The organism is Desulfobacterales bacterium (assembly GCA_021647905.1).
In the GTDB taxonomy this organism is placed as follows: Bacteria; Desulfobacterota; Desulfobulbia; order Desulfobulbales; family BM004; genus JAKITW01.
Genome location: JAKITW010000072.1, coordinates 1 through 15,454, shown reverse-complemented (window position 1 = coordinate 15,454; position 15,454 = coordinate 1). Strand labels below are relative to the sequence as shown.

Annotated in this window: 15 protein-coding genes; 14 read left to right on the top strand and 1 reads right to left on the bottom strand. The window is 61.4% G+C overall.

Translation table 11 applies throughout. The annotated features are described in order from the left end of the window. Positions 1-190: 190 nt before the first annotated feature. From trmD to L3J03_10385, 9 genes are all read left to right on the top strand, one after another. Complete coding sequence (trmD, locus tag L3J03_10425) at positions 191-955, top strand: tRNA (guanosine(37)-N1)-methyltransferase TrmD (GenBank protein MCF6291394.1); 765 nt, start codon at positions 191-193, stop codon at positions 953-955. Positions 956-957: 2 nt separating this feature from the next. Then, positions 958-1,551 (top strand): RNA methyltransferase, encoded by a 594-nt coding sequence (locus L3J03_10420; GenBank protein MCF6291393.1) that lies wholly within the window; start codon positions 958-960, stop codon positions 1,549-1,551. Positions 1,552-1,703: 152 nt separating this feature from the next. Then, entirely contained in the window at positions 1,704-2,054 is a 351-nt protein-coding gene (gene rplS / locus L3J03_10415) for a 50S ribosomal protein L19 (GenBank protein ID MCF6291392.1), read from the top strand. Positions 2,055-2,068: 14 nt separating this feature from the next. Next, positions 2,069-2,710 (top strand): ribonuclease HII, encoded by a 642-nt coding sequence (locus L3J03_10410; GenBank protein MCF6291391.1) that lies wholly within the window; start codon positions 2,069-2,071, stop codon positions 2,708-2,710. 121 nt (positions 2,711-2,831) lie between these two features. Next, the gene (locus L3J03_10405) at positions 2,832-3,221 is read left to right on the top strand and encodes a YraN family protein (protein MCF6291390.1); all 390 of its coding nucleotides are present in this window, start codon (positions 2,832-2,834) and stop codon (positions 3,219-3,221) included. A 39-nt stretch (positions 3,222-3,260) separates the two neighbouring features. Beyond that, entirely contained in the window at positions 3,261-4,280 is a 1,020-nt protein-coding gene (pdxA, locus tag L3J03_10400; GenBank protein ID MCF6291389.1) for a 4-hydroxythreonine-4-phosphate dehydrogenase PdxA, read from the top strand. A 242-nt stretch (positions 4,281-4,522) separates the two neighbouring features. Beyond that, the gene (gene tmk, locus L3J03_10395; protein MCF6291388.1) at positions 4,523-5,143 is read left to right on the top strand and encodes a dTMP kinase; all 621 of its coding nucleotides are present in this window, start codon (positions 4,523-4,525) and stop codon (positions 5,141-5,143) included. A 56-nt stretch (positions 5,144-5,199) separates the two neighbouring features. Then, complete coding sequence (locus L3J03_10390) at positions 5,200-6,957, top strand: tetratricopeptide repeat protein (GenBank protein ID MCF6291387.1); 1,758 nt, start codon at positions 5,200-5,202, stop codon at positions 6,955-6,957. Continuing rightward, the gene (locus L3J03_10385) at positions 6,954-7,784 is read left to right on the top strand and encodes a hypothetical protein (protein ID MCF6291386.1); all 831 of its coding nucleotides are present in this window, start codon (positions 6,954-6,956) and stop codon (positions 7,782-7,784) included. The genes L3J03_10390 and L3J03_10385 overlap by 4 nt, the downstream gene beginning before the upstream one ends. A 38-nt stretch (positions 7,785-7,822) precedes the next feature. Here the strand turns inward: L3J03_10385 and L3J03_10380 are convergent, their stop codons facing one another. Beyond that, entirely contained in the window at positions 7,823-8,311 is a 489-nt protein-coding gene (locus tag L3J03_10380) for an AMIN domain-containing protein (protein MCF6291385.1), read from the bottom strand. Between the two features lie 302 nt (positions 8,312-8,613). Here L3J03_10380 and L3J03_10375 point away from each other — a divergent pair, with 302 nt between their 5' ends. The 5 genes from L3J03_10375 to L3J03_10355 all read left to right on the top strand — a co-directional run bounded on the left by L3J03_10375 (position 8,614) and on the right by L3J03_10355 (position 15,252). Next, positions 8,614-11,190, top strand: coding sequence for a TIGR03960 family B12-binding radical SAM protein (locus tag L3J03_10375; protein MCF6291384.1), 2,577 nt, complete (start codon positions 8,614-8,616; stop codon positions 11,188-11,190). A 137-nt stretch (positions 11,191-11,327) separates the two neighbouring features. Then, complete coding sequence (locus L3J03_10370; GenBank protein ID MCF6291383.1) at positions 11,328-11,705, top strand: response regulator; 378 nt, start codon at positions 11,328-11,330, stop codon at positions 11,703-11,705. An 89-nt stretch (positions 11,706-11,794) separates the two neighbouring features. Further along, a complete protein-coding gene (locus L3J03_10365) occupies positions 11,795-12,961 on the top strand; it encodes a GAF domain-containing protein (GenBank protein MCF6291382.1) in 1,167 nt (388 codons plus the stop codon). Between the two features lie 36 nt (positions 12,962-12,997). Continuing rightward, positions 12,998-13,837, top strand: a complete 840-nt coding sequence (locus tag L3J03_10360; protein ID MCF6291381.1) for an outer membrane lipoprotein-sorting protein — start codon at positions 12,998-13,000, stop codon at positions 13,835-13,837. Positions 13,838-13,860: 23 nt separating this feature from the next. Continuing rightward, the gene (locus L3J03_10355; GenBank protein ID MCF6291380.1) at positions 13,861-15,252 is read left to right on the top strand and encodes a DUF1302 domain-containing protein; all 1,392 of its coding nucleotides are present in this window, start codon (positions 13,861-13,863) and stop codon (positions 15,250-15,252) included. The last annotated feature ends 202 nt before the right edge of the window (positions 15,253-15,454 follow it).

Genomic DNA, 15,454 nt, shown 5'->3' with positions numbered 1-15,454 from the left:
CGCCGCCGCGGCGAAGCGAGTTCCTGCTTGATAGCCTGTTTATGAACAGCCGGCCCTTCTCAATGGAGCGGCCGTTGGTAGAAGAAGACCCCTTTCCCGACAGGAGGGGGTTTACTGAATGTTTACGCGACTGATCTGAGTCCGGCTGTTGCGGTTTGCGTGGATTATTGGCCGGTGAAGGATGGCATTGATGCGTTTTGATATCCTGACCATTTTTCCCCAGCTGCTGGAGTCGCCGTTAAGGGAGGGGATCATCCGGCGGTCCCTGGCCAGCGGCAGGATTTCGGTGGTAACCCACAATATCCGGGACTTTGCCACGGACAAGCAGGCAATGACCGATGACCGGCCCTTTGGCGGCGGCGAGGGGATGGTGATGAAACCGGAGCCCATTGCCGCGGCCCTGGAAAAGGTCGAGTCACAGGCCCCCGGCGGCCATGTGATCCTGCTTTCCCCCCAGGGCCGGCCTTATACCCAGGCCGTGGCCCGGGAACTGGCAGCGAAAAAACACCTGGTCCTGGTCTGTGGCCGTTACGAGGGGGTGGATGAACGGATCCGGACCCGCTATGTGGACCAGGAGATCTCCATCGGCGATTATATCCTCACCGGCGGGGAACTGGCGGCCCTGGTCCTGGTTGATTCCGTTACCCGGTTGTTGCCCGGGGTGCTGGGCTGCGAGGAATCAGCGACCCGGGACAGCTTCAGCCGCGGGTTGTTGAAGAACCCGCAGTACACCAGGCCGAGGGTCTTTGCCGGAGACGAGGTGCCGGAGGTGTTGTTGAGCGGCGACCATCGGGCGATTGCCCGCTGGCGGCTGCTGGCCTCGGTACGGGCGACCCTGGAGAGGCGGCCGGAACTGCTGGCCTCGGTTGATTTTACCAGCGAGGAGTTGCAGATATTAAAGGAGAACGGCCTGTTGACCGCCCTGATGGAAAATTGCCGGACCCGGGACCGCTAGAAATGGCAGGGTCGGAAAAGAAGCGGCCCAGGGTCGACCTGGCGTTGGTGCATTACCCGGTGCTCAACAGGAACGGGGAGACCATCGGCTCGGCGGTCACCAACCTTGATCTGCACGATATTGCCAGGGCGGCAAAGACCTTTGGGGTCGATACCTTTTACGTGGTGACCCCCTATGCGGACCAGCAGCGGTTGTGCCGGGAACTGCTCGATCACTGGCTCGCCGGTGCCGGCGGCCGGGCCGACACCGATCGGGCCGAGGCCCTGGCCCTGGTTCGTTTATGCAGCGATCTTGATGAGTTGTACGAACAGGTGACCGGGAAATGGCAGGAACGGCCCCTGGTCGTTTCCACCGGGGCCCGGCCCGGGGATTTGACTTGGTCCTATGCCCGGATGCGGGAGCGGCTTGCCAGCGGGGCCAGCCTGTTGATCCTTTTCGGCACGGCCTGGGGGCTCCACCCGGAGGTACTCGATGGTGTTGACGCCAGCCTGCCGCCGGTCAGGGGCGACAACCAGTACAACCATCTCTCGGTGCGGTCCGCCGCGGCCATTGTCCTGGACCGGCTCCTGGGCCGGGACGCTGACAGTGAACAGTAAATAACATTCGTCGAACGTGAGTTATAATAGGTCTTATCGGTCACATACGTCCTATAGGTCTTATCAAAACAATAATAGCGGGCGGGATGGAGGCGCCCTTCGGATCGGCGGTCAGCTTTGGAAGCGGGCCGGGATTCGAAAATCAAGGGAAAATGAGCACGATTATCGAACAGATCGAAAGAGAGCAGATGCGTTTTGATATGCCTGAATTCCGGGCCGGTGACACGGTGCGGGTTCATATCAGGATCATTGAGGGCAACAAGGAGCGGATCCAGGTCTTTGAAGGGGTGGTGATCCGCCGCAAGCGCGGGATGATGGGCGCTGCCTTCACAGTGCGCAAGGTCTCCCACGGCGTGGGGGTGGAAAAGACCTTCCCCCTGCATTCACCCCGGGTGGAGAAGGTCGAGGTGGTCACCCGCGGCAAGGTCCGCCGTTCGCGACTCTTTTACCTGCGGGAGCGGAGCGGCAAGGCCGCCAGGATCAAGGAGAGGGGTCGCCGTTAGGGGGAGGTGCGCGCGTGCAGAGGCCGGTATCGAGAAAACTGTGGTCCGACCCTGAGCACGATCCTTTTTCCCTGGAAAGAGAGCTGCGGCAACAGGGCTATGCGCTGGTTGCCGGCCTGGACGAGGTGGGCCGCGGCCCCCTGGCCGGGCCGGTGGTCGCGGCCGGGGTGGTCCTCCCGGTACCCTGTGATTACCGGGAATTTGTTGATTCAAAAAAGATAAGCGCCCCGGTCCGGTCCCGTCTGCGTCTGGAACTGGACCGGATCGGGGCCGTGGTTGCCATCGGCATGGCCACTGAGGAGGAGATAGACCGGATCAATATCCTCCAGGCCTCGCTCCTGGCCATGAAACGGGCCGTGTCCGCCATGCCCTGCCTGCCTGATTTCCTGCTGGTGGACGGAAAGTTTCCAGTCCCCATCGCCATTCCCCAGAAGAGTCTGATCAAGGGCGAGTCAAAGAGCGCTTCCATTGCCGCGGCCTCCATTGCCGCCAAGGTGTTTCGTGACGATCTGATGCATGCCCTGCATCATCAGTTCCCGGTATACAATTTTTCCGGCAACAAGGGATATCCCACGGCCGAACACCGCCGGGCCCTCCGGGAACACGGCCCCTGCGCTGTCCACCGGCGCAGTTTCAAGGGGGTGACCGGCGGTTAGCCGGCCGGCGAACCCATGGTATGCCTATGTGAGCCGGCCTGATCGTGCGAAGACCGGGTGCTGGTGAACACTTCAGATAAGGGATTATCCTGCTGCCGGAACCAATGGAGCCATCAGGCCGATGAGCGAAGCGAGAATCGCGCTGGGCAAAAAAGGGGAGGAATTGGCAGCAGCCCATCTCCGCGGTCTGGGCTACCGGATTCTGGAGCGCAACTGCCGGCTCAGCACCGGTGAACTCGATATTGTGGCAAGGGATGGCCCGGTCCTGGTCTTTGTCGAGGTCAAGACCAGGACCGGGGTCGGCTTCGGCGGACCCCTGGAGGCGGTAACCGTGCGCAAGCAACGGCAGTTGGTCAAGGCGGCCCTGGAGTACCTGGGCCGCAAGGGGCTGCGTAACCGCCCGGTCCGTTTTGATGTGGTCGGGGTCCTGATGACCGGCGGAACAGGACCAACGGCCGGTCCGGTCCGGATCGAACTGGTCAGAAACGCCTTTGATCAGGGCCTTGGCTGACAACCGGGCCACCACCCCTTTACCCGCAGGTAACGCATTATGGCAGATCCCCGCTACATCGGTATTACCATGGGCTGTCCCGTGGGCATCGGCCCGGAGATTATTCTAAAATTTCTTAAAGCCGCTCCTCAACCAACTTCTTTTCAACCCGTGGTGCTGGGTGATCCCGGGGTGCTTGCCCGTACTGCCCGGGCCCTTTCCCTGGGGCTTGAAATCGTGCCCTGGAGCCCGACCAGAGCGGCCCTGCAAGCACCGGGCACAGTGGCGGTCCTTGAACTATCCCGGCTCGAGCCCTCGTCCCTGGGCCCGGGCCGGCCGACCCTGGAAACCGGCCGGGCCATGGGCCGCTATATCCAGGAGGCGGTCCGGCTTGTTCAGAATGATACCCTGGCCGCGATCACCACCTGTCCGATCACCAAGACCGGACTGCGGCTGGGCGGCTATCCCTTTTCCGGACATACCGAGATGCTGGCCTCGCTCTGCCGGGTCTCTGATTATGCGATGATGATGGCCGGCAGCCGGCTCAGGGTCACCCTGGTGACCATCCATGTGGCCCTGGGCGCGGTACCCGCCTTGTTGACCCGGGAGGAGGTATTGCGGGTGATCATGCTCACCGGTCGTTCCTTGAAACAGGATTTCGGGATTCGCGCCCCCCGGGTCGCGGTGGCCGGACTCAATCCCCATGCCGGGGAGAGTGGGCTGTTCGGCGATGAGGAGGAGCGGATTATCGGGCCGGCAATTGCCGCGGCCGAGGCATCGGGGTTGGCGGTCAGCGGACCTTTTCCGCCGGATACCGTGTTTCACCGGGCCGGGGCCGGTGATTTCGACGCAGTGGTCTGCATGTATCACGATCAGGGTCTGATCCCGTTCAAGCTGCTTCATTTTGTCGACGGGGTGAACGTTACAATCGGCCTGCCCCTGGTGCGGACCTCGGTGGATCACGGTACTGCCTACGATATCGCCGGCCAGGGCAAGGCCGATCCGTCCAGCCTGGCCGCGGCCTATGGTCTGGCCGAGGATATCGTTAGTTCCAGAAGTCAGATGACAGAAGACAGATGACAGGGGACGGAAAAAATATGTAGCGATTGCGGTGGCTCAGGGTATGATTTTCCTTGAGCCCTGCAACAAAACAAGAGGTAAGCGTTCACCAGCACCCCATCTTCGCACGATCAGGCCGGCTCACATAGGCATACTATAGATTCGCCGGCCTGCTTGCACGAATCCGTGGCACTGGTAAACGCTTACAGGCCGGTGGTTTCCGTAAATTTGTAGCCCCTGGTGAACGGTTACAACAAGAGGATATGGCGCTCAAAACAAATCATTGGCCCGGCCGGTTGATCGCCTTTGAGGGTATTGACGGCACCGGCAAGTCGACCCAGGTACGGCTGCTGGCCGAGGAGTTGATCCGGCGCGGCCACCGGGTGGTCATGACCCGCGAGCCCACCGACGGACCGTTCGGACAGCGGATCCGCAGGCTTTACAGCGATCGGAATTCCGTGTCCCGGCAGGAGGAGATGGAACTGTTTGTCGCTGATCGCCGCCAGCACGTTGACGAGGTGATTCTGCCGGCCCTGGGGGACGGCAAGGTGGTGATAACCGATCGCTATTACTACTCCACCGCCGCGTACCAGGGGGCGGCCGGCCTGGACCCGGAGGAGATCATCCGCAGGAACGAGGAGTTTGCCCCGCGGCCGGATCTGGTCCTCCTGCTGGAGCTTGATCCGGCCCAGGGTATTGATCGGATCAGAAATTCACGCAACGAGGAACTCAACGCCTTTGAGCAGGAGGAGTCCCTTGCCCGGGTGGCCACGGTTTTTAACCGGTTGCAAGGCGACCATATCCAACGGCTGGACGCTAGCCGTTCCGTTGCCGGGGTGCATGACGAGGTGTTGCAACAGGTGGAAGCGCTTTTCAAGGGGTGAGCGGATTTTTGCTGTTTGGGTGAGGAAGATTATTTTTTATCCTGGGACAGGGGAACATGGACGGATTTTCGGTTAATCGCGGCTGGCCCGTTATTCAATGGATCGGGCTGGGCCTTTGCCTGGTGATGTTGAACACTGGCTGCACTCCCGGGCCCGGGGTCCTGGACAGTGGGCATGGGTCTGCACCATCCGAGGATACGGCCGTTGATACGAGCGTGGATCGCGGTTGCGCCTATTTTCATTTCCTGTGGGGTAAATCCGCGGAAAACGATCATCGCTACGAGGAGGCCCTGGAGGCCTATGAAAAACTCCTGCTCTGCGATGACGGGAATATTGAGACCATGCGGACCCTGGCCACCCTGCTGATCAAGATGGATCGGAACCAGGAGGCCATGGGGTGGCTACGCAAGGTGGTGAAGAGGAAACCCGGGGATATTGAGGCGCGCCGGTTGCTGGCCGGACTCTATGCGGCCACGGGCGATGATGCGGCGGCAGTGGCCGAGTACCGGGAACTGCTGCGGATCAAGGAGGATGAGCAGGCCCTGCTCATGCTCGCCTCTCTCTATGCCCGGGAGCAGAAGTTTGCCAAGGCCCGGGATCTGCTGGACCGGTTGATCCGGGGCGGCGGTGATCCTTCCCTGGGTTATTATAATCTCGGCCGGCTGTACCGCCGGCAGCACGCCCTGCCGGAGGCGGTTGCCGCCTACCGCAAGGCCCTGGAACTCCACTGGTCGGCGCCCCTGGCCGTTGAACTGGCCGGCTTGTATGAACAACTTGACAGGTATGATCCCGCCATCCGGTTGTACCGCCGGATCCTGGCGGAGGATGAGGGCCGGGAGTCTGTCCGTCTCCGGTTGATCAACGCCCTGCTTGCCGCGGACCGGACCGGCCAGGCCTTGACCGAGTTGCGGCTGTTACGAGAGGTTACCGCCAACCCCGAACAGGTGGAAATCTCCATCAGCCGGCTTCTCTTTGCCCGCAAAAAGTATGCCCAGGCCATTGAGATCCTTTCCGGCCTGCTGGCCGATGATCCGAAGCGGAACTCGGTCCGTTTTTTTCTGGCCCTTGCCTATCAGGAAAACGGTGACAGCAGCCGGGCCCGGCAACTGCTGGCCCTGATCCCGCCGGCGGCCCGGGAATACGAAGAAAGCGTGATGACCATTGTCCGGATTCTGTGGGGCGAGGAGAAAAGGGAAGAGGCGATCAGGACCCTGGAGAAGCAGGTGGATGACCCGGCCCTCCGGCGGATGGGTTTTTCAATAATGCTCGCCACCCTCTACCGGGAGGAGGGCCGGGTTGACCAGGCCCGGCAGGTGCTTGACCAGGCCCTGGCCCTCTTTCCGGACAATGCGGATTTGCAGTACGAGTACGGGCTGTTCCTTGACCAGATCGGCGACAAGGAGGGCGCCTTTGCCAGAATGGAGATCGTCCTGGGCCTGGACCCGGAAAACAGCGCCGCGCTCAACTACATCGGCTACACCTGGGCTGATCAGGGAATAAAACTTCAGCAGGCCCTGGAGTACATTAAAAAAGCCGTGGCCCTGAGCCCGGCTGACGGCTATATCCGGGACAGCCTCGGCTGGGTCTACTTCAGGCTCGGCGATATGGAGCGGGCCGTGGTTGAGTTGGAAAAGGCGGTGCAGATGAGCGGAGATGATCCGCTGATCCTTGAACATCTCGGCGACATCTATCTCAGACTGGACCGGAGAGACGACGCCCGGGCGGTTTTTGAAAAGGCGGAAGGGCTTTGCCAGGACCGGAAAATGAAGGCGCGGCTCCGGGACAAGCTCGAGAAATTGAGACAGGGCCGGTGAGTTGGCGCAAGAGAGGGCAACCGGCCCTTGCCCTGTTTTTGCCGGGGTTTCTCCTGCTGCTCGCCGGGTGTGCCGGCTTTCAGCCGAAGTTTGAAAGACCGCCCGCCCGGGAGGGCCGGGCCGTGGCCGCTGCCTTTGCCGCCGCGGGCAACCATCGTTGCGGGTCGAGTCTTGATGCGGAAGTGGCGGTGACCGCCTCTTTCTTCAGCCTGACCGGGGGGCGTACCGGCCGGATCTCCGGCTATCTCCTGGCCGGCGAGCCATCGCTGCTCAAGTTTGTCGCGGTCAACCCCCTGGGGCAGCCCCTGCTTGTTTTTGTCTCCGATGGCCACCGCTTTCAAACCGTCCTGGTGGCCGAGGGCAAGGGGTATGAGGGGGCGATACGGTCCAGGACCGTGCAGCGGTACATGCCGGCCGGGTTTGTCGATCAACCCCTGTTCCCCTGGCTTGTCGGGCATGTTTCGCCGGTAACAGAGGTTGAGGTGCTGGGCCGGGACCCGGCCGGAAAGGGCTACTGGCTGACCTTTCCGGCCCCTGATGGAATAAACCGGAACCTGCTTCTTTTTGATCCCGCGGCCCGGCTTGTCCGGCGGCGCATTCTGGAGAATCACCAGGGCAAGACCCTGCTGGATGTGCATTATGAAGACTATCGGCCGGTCGGCCGGGAAGAGTGCCGATTGCCAGGGATTATTACCGTGAACAGGCTGCCCCATAACACCACCCTGATTATTGAAATGATGAACATGGAACCGGCAGGTCCGGGATTGACTGCAGCGGATTTTGTCGTTACCCTGCCGCCCGGTTTCGAGCGGGTCGAGGTCAGGTAGCAGGTCCGCCGGCCGGGCCGGGCCTCTGGAAAAGGGGGTTACGGCGAGGGGGGGTCCAGGACCACCGGGTGATCCGTTCCGAACCCGCCGGGCAGGGTGATTCCGTGGTTGTTCCGGCGGATGGTCACGCTGTAGCACGAGCGGTCGATCAAATAGGTCTGTTGGATATCATAGTCCGGGCCGGGAATCAGGTCGAGCACGACCCTGATCTTGGGATCCGGCTCAAGGTGGATGCCGATCCTGATTTCCTTGATTATCTTGCCGTTGACCGCCATATGTTGCTTGACGTCCTTTCCCAGTCTGGCCCTGGAAAAATCGCACACCACCCGGGGGATCTCCCCCTCGATGCCAAAGATCTTCGGCCTGGTGAAGGTGGTCAGGCTGAAGTCAACCTGCTCGGTCTGCCGGTTCGGCCTGGTGAAACGGATCTCCTTGAGGACCAGGTCGGCGGCGGTTGCCCGGCCGCCGGGGAGGGGAGCGGCGATCAGCAGGAGCTGGACAAGGATGAAGAGGAAGAATCGGGGCATGCCGTATCCTTATAATGTAACCACTCACCGGGTAAGCCGCCGGACTCCGGCTTGCCTCCTGCCCTGCGGAATATCGTCTCAAAGAGGATAGCTTCACCTGGTGGAACCGTGAAATTATCGAGATTCTTACATGACCATCAATAAGTAATAGCAGTTTGAAGTGCTGTCAACAGTTGGCGGCCGTCGACCGGTCTGGTGAAATGGATTCCAGCGGATTACCGGCCCTGAACCGCGGCGCCAATCCCCTCCCCCCCGGGTCTGACAATAAGCTGCCGGGGCTGGTTTTTTTACGGAGTTTTTTAATGGTTGAGTTGGATACACTGTTGCCGTTGGTGCGGAAACCGAGCCGGTATCTCGGCAATGAGTTCAATGTGGTCAAAAAGGAGTGGGACCAGGCCGGGCTGCGCCTGGCCCTGGTCTTTCCCGACCTCTATGAGATCGGGATGTCCCATCACGGCCTGCAGATTCTCTATCGGATTATCAACTCCCGGGCCGATTTGCTTGCCGAGCGGGTTTACGCCCCGGATACTGACATGGAAGAGTTGCTGCGCCGGCGCCGGGTCCCGCTTTTTTCCCTGGAGAGCCGGCGGCCCCTGGCCCGGTTCGACCTGATCGGCATCACCCTGCCCTATGAACTCTGCTATACCAATATTCTCACCATCCTTGACCTGGCCCGGATTCCGTTCCGCGCCCAGGACCGGGATGGCTCCCATCCGCTGATCCTGGGCGGCGGCTCGGGCAGTCTTAATCCGGAGCCGGTGGCGGAATTCTTTGATGCCATTCTGCTGGGCGACGGCGAAGAGGCCATTATCGAGATCGCGGATATTATGCTGGCGGCAAAAAAGCAGGGCAGCCCCCGGCCGGAGGTACTGCAACGTCTGGCCGGGGTGGCCGGGGTCTACATCCCTGCATTTTTTAAACCTGTCCACGACCGGACCGGCAAGCTGCTGGAGATCAGGCCGCTGCGGCCGGGCTATGAGCGGGTCCGGCGGCGGGTGCTGGCTGATCTTGGCCTGTCGGCCGGGCCCAACCGGCCCCTGGTTCCCCAGGCCAGGATCGTCCACGACCGGTTGGGGGTGGAACTGGCCCGCGGCTGCACCCGGGGCTGTAGATTCTGCCAGGCCGGAATCATCTACCGGCCGGTGCGGGAGCGGCCGGTGGCAATGGTCGAGGAGATGGCCCGGGCCGGGATAGAGGCCTCCGGGTTTGATGAGCTTGCGCTTCTCTCCCTGAGCAGCGGGGATTATGCCTGTCTGCCGCAGCTGCTCGGCCGATTGATGGATTTTTTTGCCAGAGAGTATGTCTCCGTGTCCATGCCCTCGATGCGGGTCGGGACCCTGACCGAGGAGATCATGGCCCAGATCAAGCGGGTGCGCAAGACCGGATTCACCGTGGCCCCGGAGGCGGGCACCGACCGCCTCCGCCGGGTGCTCAACAAGGGGATCACCGAGCAGGACCTGCTTGATACCTGTCGCGCAGCCTTTGACCAGGGCTGGCAATTGATAAAATTCTACTTCATGTTCGGGTTGCCCACCGAGACCGAGGAGGATGTTGCCGCCATTGCCGAACTGGCCCGACGGGCACTGAAGACAGCCGGCCGGCCGGCCCGGATCAACATCAGTGTCGCCACCTTTGTGCCCAAGCCGCACACACCCTTTCAGTGGGAGCCCCAACTGACAGTGGAGCAGGGTTTCGCCCGGATCGATCTCCTGAAAAAGCTCCTGCCGCGCAAGGGGTTCCGGCTGAAATGGCACGATCCCAGGCAGAGTTTTCTGGAAGGGGTCTTTTCCCGGGGCGACCGGCGGTTGTCCCGGGTGATCGAGGCGGCCTGGCAACGCGGCACCCGGCTCGACGGCTGGTCGGAATATTTCAGACTGGATACCTGGCTCGATGCGGGCAGGGCCTGCGGGATTGAGCTTGAACAGTATCTGCGCCGCCGGCACCTCAACGAAGTCCTGCCCTGGCAGCACCTGGACCCTGGGGTTGACCCGGAGTTTCTCGTGGACGAGTTGGCCAGGGCCCATGGGGAGGAGTATACCCCTGACTGCCGGTTCCATGGCTGTCAGCAATGCGGGGTCTGTGATTTCAAGACGGTTCGGCCGGTGGTCTTTACCAGGACCGAGGCAGAGACGGAGACCCCGGCCCGGTCCATTGCCCTGTCCCGACCCCGGCGGTCCGGTCCGGCCGGGGATGCGGCCCATTTATATTACCGGTTCACCTATTCCCGGCTTGGTGACGCCCGTTTCCTCGCTCATCTGGAACTGCTCCGGGAATTCTTTCAGGCCTTCCGCCGGGCCGGGCTGGGGATTAACTTTTCCCAGGGGTTCAATCCCTCGCCCAGGGTCTCTTTCAGCCCGGCCCTGCCGTTGGGCAGCGAGAGCATGGTCGAATACCTGGATGCGGACCTGACCGGGCCGGTGCGAGAGACCGCGACCTTAATGGCCCGGCTGAATCATCAGTTGCCGGCCGGGATTACGATCACGGCGATCGTCCCGTCTCCGGCCGGGAATAAACGTACGCCTCCGGAGATATCGGTCGGCTATCGGGTGGACCTGCCCGCCGGGACACTGACCCCGGCGCGGCAGGAGCAACTTGCGGAGTTTCTTGCCCGGGAGAGTTTCCGGTTGGCGCGGATTCGCAAGGGCCGGCGGCAACAGGTGGATGTCCGGCCCCTGGTCGAGGAGTTTACCCGGACCGGTCGCGATACCCTGGAACTGGTGCTGCGCAGCGTCCAGGGCCGTCCCGGAGTGAAGCCGCTGGAGTTGCTTGGCGCAGTGCTCGGACTTGCCGAAAGCGAAAGGGCTGCCGCCCGGGTGATCAAATTATGGTGGGGTGAGCCAGACCCTCAAAAGGGGCAGGCGATTACCCGCGGCATTTGAAACAGGAGGAATTTTTATGGGGTCATCAACTTTCAGCTGTTGACACCGGGGCGGCGCTGGGGCAATCTAAAAAGGCCGGTCCGGGATCCGGCGGGCAGGAAGTTTCTGTTTCTTATTCTTGTCGCAAGGGGGGGGTGATGACAAAGGGTGTGCGCGGGACAGTGCTGGCTGTTGACGATGACCAGGCGGTGCTTGAATATCTGGCCGACACCCTGCTCCCCCATGGCTATCGATTGCTGCTGGCCGCCAGTGGCGAAGAGGCCTTGCGGCTTGCGGAAAAGTGCTGTCATAAAATCGACCTCCTGCTGACCGATGTGGTGATGCCGGGACTGAGCGGCAATAAACTGGCCGAACATTTTCAGGACACCTACCCTGATACCAAGATCCTGTTCATGTCCGCCTATATGTGTCCGTCCATGGGGCACCAGGGCGTTCCCGGCAGTGAGAAGGCATTTCTCCTCAAACCATTTGTCCCTGACACCCTGCTCCGCAAGATGAAGAAACTGCTGGCATGAGGAGCGGGTCGATCGCCGCGGCCCGGCCTTGCGGCCGCGGTTGTTTTAGGATGCACCGGATTATGGTAATACGATGGAATCCCTTGCAGATGCATCGCTCCGTCCGCACCGGGGAGGGCAACCGCGGCCGTGACCGGTCCCTTGGCGCATCCGCGCCCGGCCCAGGGCTTGGACCGGTCCAGCGCCTCCTTATCGGTTTTTTATCGCCGGCCGCTGCCCTTTGCTATGTTCTGCGGCGCCTGTCTCCGGTTCGCCGCGCCCGGCAATACTGCTGCAGGAAACTGGGCCCCGGCAAACTGGAGGTTCGGATCCCGCCTGGTGCCGGAGCCGGCGGCCATTCTTTCTCCTGCCCGGACCACCGTGGTCTTTTCGAGGAGGCGGGCCGGTTGTCAGGGATTGTTTCCTTGGAGATTACGCCCTCCGAATGGCCGGCGGCCGGGGAAGACGCCTGCTGCTACCTGTTGTGCTGGCAACAATCCCCGGTCGCCTTCATGGGGATTGCTTTTCGTTATGGTGCCCTGTTCCTCGGGATGGCCTTTCTGGTTGTTCTGCCCTTTTATTTCTCCTGGCCGATCTTTTTCATGCTGCTGTTGAGCATCCTTTCACTGGTGCTGGGCAGTATCTGGCACTCGCAGTTTATTAAAAAACAGCAACTGCGTTCCACCCTGGCTGACCTGCATTCCTATCAGCGGGAATCGCTCGACATGAGCCGGGAAAATTACGAGCGGGCCCACCTGCAGCACGAGGTGGGACGGATCCTGGGCCGAACCGGCAATATCCAGGAAATGGTCGACGAACTGGCCGCAGTGCTGGCCGACCGGCTCAAGGGAGACCGGGGGCAGATCCTGGTGGTAAACCGGGACCGGAGCGGCTGGGCCGCGGCGGTCCGTTTTGACCGGACCCGGGTGCCGACCCGGATCTCCGGTTCGCCGGCCGATCTTCTCTGTTCCCTGCCGGACCGGGGAACCGTGGCCGGTCTTTCGTTTGCCGGGCAGCGTTCATTTGTGGTCAACGATCTTGAGGAGATCAGGGGCACGGTGTCGGAAAGGTGCCTTGCCGGTCTCGCGGACCAGGGCGTTCGCTCGTTCATCTGCTCGCCGGTGGTGGTACAGGGTGAGTCCCTGGGCGTGCTTTTTGTGGAGAATTCGTCCGGGGATTTTCGTTTTCTGGAAAAGGACCTCTCGCTGCTCCAGGTGGTTGCCACGGTTCTTGGCCAGCACATTCACCATTATCGGCTCCGGGACCTGCTTCAATAGGCCCTGTTTCCGGACAGACACCTGGTACGGGTAGAGATGATGATCAACAGGAATCAGCAAAGGAGAATCCACCGGGCCGGGCTGATCATCGGAATATTCCTTGCCATGGCTGTTCTTGCTTTTCCGGGACGGTCACCGGCCGCGGCCCTTACCGGGCGGCAGGTCATGGAGCGGGTCGATGCCCGGGATGACGGGGACAACATGGCCGCGGACATGACCATGCTGCTCATCGATAAGCAGGGACATGCGCGGCGCCGGGAGATCAAGGTGTTCAGCCGTGATCAGGGGAAGGACCAGTGGCGGCTCCAGTTTTTTCAATCCCCGGCCGATGTCAAGGGTACTGGTTTTCTTTCCCATGATTATTACGGCGGGAAACCGGACGACGACCAGTGGCTTTACCTGCCCGCCCTGCATAAGATCAAGCGGATCGCCTCCTCGGACAAATCCTCTTCCTTCATGGGATCGGATTTTTCCTATGCCGACATGACCAGGCGGGTGCTGGACGAGTGGCATTACAAGATTCTCAAGGAGTCCGAGGTGGGCGGGCAGCCGGTCTGGCTGATTGAGGCGGTGCCGGTCGACCGGACGGTGGCCGACCGGTACGGATATGAAAAATCAGTGCTCTTTGTCCGGCAGGACATCTTTATGACGGTACGGGCGGTGAACTGGGTCAAGAAGGGCGGCAAGCTCAAATACATGGAGATCACCCAACTGGAACGGATCAATGGAATCTGGGTGGCCACCGAGATCAGGATGAAGACCGTCAAAAATAAGGCCACCCTGCACCGGACAGTGCTCACCTTTACAAATGTCCGTTTCAATCAACCGCTGGACGATGATCTGTTTACGCTGCGTCGTCTGGAAAAGGGGTTGTAACAGGTGTCCGGTTGGCGGGATCAATGCGGTTTCTGTTGTTAATGGTGTTGCCGGCGGTTTTTTGGTTGGCCGGCCCGGCCGGGGCCGGAACCGGTCCGGACCTTGACCAGGTGCTGTCCGGTTTTGACGAGGCACCGGCCGGGCCTGGTGTCGATTCCGGGCTTGACCAGATCCTGTCCGGATTTGATCAACCCGGGCCGGCGCGCAACGTGGACCTGTCCGGCAGTATTTCCCTGTCCGGTTCGGTGAATATCGGTCATTGCGCGCCCCCGGCCGGCCAGGTCGACCAGCGGGGTCTGTCCCGGCTCAAGACCTCCCTTGCCCTGCGGGCTGACATGGCGCTTGCCCCCTCCTGGCAGGCCCGGGTCGGGGGCAATCTGTTTTATGATTTTGCCTATCGGATCAAGGGCCGGGACCAGTACCCGGCCGCCCTGCTTGATCGTTATGAAAAAGAAGCGGAACTCGGCGAGGCCTATCTCCAGGGGGAACTGGCCTTGCGGCTCGATCTGAAACTGGGCCGGCAGATCGTGGTCTGGGGCCGGTCGGATGCACTCCGGGTCACCGATATCCTCAACCCCCTGGACATCCGTGAGCCCGGCCTGGTCGATCTCAACGATCTGCGCCTGCCAGTGGCAATGACCCGGCTGGATTATTACTGGCAGGACATAAGCGTCACTGCCCTGGCAATCCACGAGCACCGTTTCAACAAGGAGCCGGTCCTTGGCAATGATTTTTACCCGGCCGCGGCACCGCGGCCGCCCGAGGCGCGGTTGGCCGACAATCTCGCCAACCAGGAGTTCGGCCTGGCTGTAACCGGGGTTTTCAGCGGCTGGGATCTTTCCGGCTATGCTGCCTCTTTTTTTGATGACCAGACCCACCTGGAGATCACCCCGGCCGGCATCGGCCGGGGTCACAGCCGGCTGAGGATGCTCGGCCTGGCCGGCAACCTGGTCCTTGGCAACTGGCTGCTTAAATCCGAGGCCGCCTGGCTGGACGGGTTCAGCTTTTTTGCCCTGCCGGGCCGGAGTTTCAGCCGGATCGATATCCTGTTCGGTCTGGAGTACAGCGGCTTTTCCGAGACCACCCTGCTGTTGGAGGCGGTCAACCGTCATCTTGTTGATTTCGATCCCCGGTTGGCGGCCGCGCCGGACCGGGCCCGTTGCGACGAGTTCCAGTCGGTTGTTCGGCTGTCCCGGGACTTTGCCAACGACACTGTGCAGCTTGTCGGGCTGGTAGCGCTCATCGGTGAAAAAGGGCAGGGCGGCTCCATGGAGCGGTTGAGCCTCAGCTATGATGTTACCGATGAGCTGACCGTTATCAGCGGGGTGGCGGGATACCAGTCCGGCAACCACCGTTTGTACACCCGTATCGGCGCCAATGACCGGCTTTTCTGTGAGCTGCGCTACAGCTTTTGAGATCCGGGCACCGGCGCCGGCCAGGCTCCACGCTTACCTGTATCCACGCTCTGTTCCGCTCCGAACCGGCACGGCTGGAGGTAAGGTTTCGGTAAACCCCGTACGTTTGAGGTTGGACCGGGAAAGGGGTTTTCTTATACCGAACGGTGTAGCGGACCCTGAGCCGCAGCCGTGACGGCAAAAGCGGAAATTGAAAAAAACT